Source organism: Streptomyces sp. NPDC002643, from assembly GCF_053592555.1.
Genome location: NZ_JBSFVY010000079.1, coordinates 1 through 3,255, shown reverse-complemented (window position 1 = coordinate 3,255; position 3,255 = coordinate 1). Strand labels below are relative to the sequence as shown.

Sequence of the window (3,255 nt, the reverse complement as noted above, 5' to 3'; positions counted from 1 at the left end):
GCGATGGCGCAGGCGGCGGAGACCGCCTCGGGGGCGATGTCGCCGAGTGCCATCTTCGCGGAGGCTTCGTCGTTGACGCGGTGGCAGACCCGGCCGGTGAGCTGGGCGCGGAGCATGGTGGCGCCTTTGCCCAGTTCGGCGCCGAAGCGCTGCCCGCAGACCTCCAGGTAGATCCCGGCGGCGCGGCCGAGCTGGGCGAGCCGGATGAGCTGGGTGACCATCTCGTCCCGCCGTTCCTCGTCCTTCTTGGTGGCGACGAGGAAGAGTTCGGCCACCTCGTCGACGAACAGCACGATCGGCACCGGGCGTTCACTCTCGGGCAGGCCCCAGATGTCGGAGGTGATCTCCTCGTCGGGGGTGTCCGGGGCGATGCCTTGCCGGGCCTTGATCAGGTCGTATCGGTCCTCCATTTCCTTGACGAGTACAGGCAGCAGCTCGGCCGCCTCATCAGGGTCGGTCGCCAGGGCCGAGAGCCGGGAGGCGAACGGCGCCAGTTCCACACCACGCTTGCAGTCGACGCCGACCAGGGCGACGGACTGTTGGGCGAGTCCGGTAATGAGGTGGCGCAGGTACATGGACTTGCCCGACAGCGTTGCGCCGAGGGTGAGTTGGTGCGGGATGGTGCGGTAGTCGCGTACGAACGGAGTCGCGTCCTCCCGAAGTGCCACCGGCACCTTGAGGAGTTCGGCGGTGGCCTTGCGAGGCATCCGCACGCTCCGCAGCACATCGAAGCCGACGAGCCGCAGTTCGACGACGCCCGGCTTGACGGTCGTGACGTACACGGCATGAACTCCCCAGGCATGTCGCAGCCGTTCGGCCGAGGCGGCAACGTCCGCCGGTTCCTGCCCGGGAGCGAGCCGCAGACGAAGCCGCAGCCCGGTCGAGGTCGGCCGGATGATGCCCCGCCGAGGCGGTACCGGCCGGACCTCACGCCGGGTCGTGGCCTTGACCGCGAGAACCCGCAGCCGGGACGGCGCCACGGTCAGCCCACACGCCTCCATGACCGAGCCGTACGAGCCGAGGAGCCGGGCGCTGGATATCGGCAGGCCGATCGTGGACCAGTACACGCGAGGGTGCTTGGCCCGGGCGTAGGCGGCCCCGCCGCCGACTGCGGCGACAGGACCACCCACCTCCAGAAGAGTCACCGGGTCGCTCATCAGGCGGTGGCTCCCATGGAGGCCGGGAAGGCGGCCGGAGTCACAGCGGCGGCGCGGAAGGCGATCCCGTGACGCTGCTGCCCGTTGAACACGGACTCCCAGGGACGGGCCACCAGCCCCGGCAGCGAGACCGGCGCCCCGAGCGTCAGCCCCTCGGCCACGCCGCTCTCCGGGACAGTGACCTTGATCAGCGAGGATTCACCGTCCTCGATGTAGACGACGCCGATCGTCATCAGCGCCTCACCGCTGACGGTGTCCTTGGCGATCTCGCCCGTCTGCCGGTCCCGGACCTTGGGCTCGGGAGCCTCGGTCAGCAGGATCGTCGCGGCCGAGGTCTCAACACGAATGGTACGCAAGGCAGGCTCCCTATCTACTCGTCTATACAAGATGCGCCACGGAATCCATCCCTCCGTCTCGCAGTGATCATCCTGCCACACAACTCGACCACTCGTCTATACGAGTATGTGTGTTGTGTGTACGAGTCCGGAGAACCAGTCCCGCGCACTACCGCGAATCACCGGATCACGTGGCCGGGAGCTGGTACGCCAGCACGTACGCGTCCGCCGCCATCACGGTTTCGCAGACCTCGACCGGCCGCCCCTCGGTGTCGTACGCGGTGCGGATCAACTGGATCACAGGCACGCCGGAGGCCAGCCGGAGCGTCTTGACCTCGGCGGGCGAGGGCATCCGGGCCCGAATCTCCTCCTCGAAGCGGTCAAGGTGGTGGCCGAGTTCTTCGAGGCGGGCGTAGATGCCGCCGGGCCCGGGGTTGGGTTCGGCGATGGCCGTACCGCGCGCGATGTCCAGCGGCAGGTAGGAGGTCGCGAACTCGACCGGCCGACCGTCGAGCAGATAACGGCGTCGTCGGGCGAGGACCCGCCGTACGGACCCGAGCCGGGCGGAGACGTCCTGGCTGGCCTTCTCTTCCTTGACCTCAAGATTGTCGACCTGCGGATGACTACCAGCGGCATCGGCTTCGACGATGAAGGCGGACTTGCCCTGCTCACGATGACGCCGGGCGAACCGGTCGGAGGCAAGCCTCCGCGCAGGCGGCCGGGGCCGCACGAAGACGCCCTTGCCGTGCTCGGCGTGGACGAGCCCTTCCCCCTGGAGGACGGAGAAGGAGTTCCGGACCGTCATCCGGGAAACCCCGAAGTGATCGACTAGCTCTGCTTCCGAGGGCAGCTTGTCACCCTCCTTGAACCGCCCACGGCCGATGGCCTCGCGCAGCTGGTCGGCGATCTGCCGGAAGACCGCACGATCACTCGTGGGGTCGAGGTCTCCGAGCAGGCCGGAAGGAAGAGAGGGCACTTGTACTCCTTTAGGGTTATCTAGACGAGTGGGCGAGTTCTGTTGCTACGGTGGAGAGCCTAGCCAGCCGAGAGGGCCGAGGAACGTGAGTACCGACCGTCCGCACTCCGTGAGCGTCGCCGGAGTCATCGTCGACGACCAGGGCCGAGCCCTCTTGATCCAGCGCCGGGACAACGGCAAGTGGGAGCCGCCGGGCGGAGTCCTCGAACGTGAGGAAACCATCCCCGAAGCCCTCCAGCGCGAGGTGCTCGAAGAGACCGGCGTCAAGATCGCGCTTCCGGCGACCCTGACCGGCGTCTACAAGAACATGACGGCCCTGATCGTCTCGCTGGTCTTCCGCTGCGAAGCGGCCGACGGCACACCCACCACCGGGGACGAGACCTACGCACTGCGCTGGGCCACCCGCCAAGAAGTCACCGAACTCGCCGACGAGGCATACGCCATACGCGTCCTGGACGCGTTGGACGCGGCATCCCCGCCGGCCATCCGCGCCCACGACGGCGTGAAACTCGTCTAGCCCGAACCCGCTGCACATGGCGGCCTACCAGCACGAAGGAACTTGTATGCACGAGTATATGAGAAGGGCGAGGGTCTGGGGACTGTCGTGCCCAGGATTTCCGGAAGAGGTCAGCCGGGCCCGCCGCTGGACACGCGACATCCTGCGCGGATCACCCCTGGCCGAAGACGCCGAACTGATCGTGAGCGAACTGAGCGCGAACGCCATCCTCCACACCGCAAGCGGCCTGGAATCCGGCCGCTTCCACCTGGCCCTCGCCGTCTCCCCACA

At 67.8% G+C, this 3,255-nt stretch carries 5 protein-coding genes; 2 read left to right on the top strand and 3 right to left on the bottom strand.

The window, feature by feature from the left end; all coding sequences use genetic code 11:
• The 3 genes from ACWD4G_RS45565 to ACWD4G_RS45555 all read right to left on the bottom strand — a co-directional run.
• Nucleotides 1–1,157, bottom strand: a 1,157-nt coding sequence (locus ACWD4G_RS45565) for an FtsK/SpoIIIE domain-containing protein (RefSeq protein WP_451304644.1), incomplete at its 3' end; no start/stop codon positions are given.
• Nucleotides 1,157–1,513: an SCO3933 family regulatory protein gene (locus tag ACWD4G_RS45560; protein ID WP_451304642.1), complete on the bottom strand. Its 357-nt coding sequence runs from the start codon at nucleotides 1,511–1,513 to the stop codon at nucleotides 1,157–1,159. The genes ACWD4G_RS45565 and ACWD4G_RS45560, both read right to left, overlap by 1 nt.
• Before the next feature lie 166 nt (nucleotides 1,514–1,679).
• Entirely contained in the window at nucleotides 1,680–2,468 is a 789-nt protein-coding gene (locus tag ACWD4G_RS45555) for a GntR family transcriptional regulator (protein WP_451304640.1), read from the bottom strand.
• Nucleotides 2,469–2,577: 109 nt separating this feature from the next.
• On the opposite strand from ACWD4G_RS45555, the gene ACWD4G_RS45550 reads away from it, so the two are divergent.
• Both ACWD4G_RS45550 and ACWD4G_RS45545 read left to right on the top strand, forming a co-directional pair.
• Nucleotides 2,578–2,985 (top strand): NUDIX hydrolase, encoded by a 408-nt coding sequence (locus tag ACWD4G_RS45550; RefSeq protein WP_451304646.1) that lies wholly within the window; start codon nucleotides 2,578–2,580, stop codon nucleotides 2,983–2,985.
• A 46-nt stretch (nucleotides 2,986–3,031) separates the two neighbouring features.
• Nucleotides 3,032–3,255: ATP-binding protein (locus ACWD4G_RS45545; RefSeq protein ID WP_451304638.1), on the top strand; the 224-nt coding region annotated here is incomplete at its 3' end.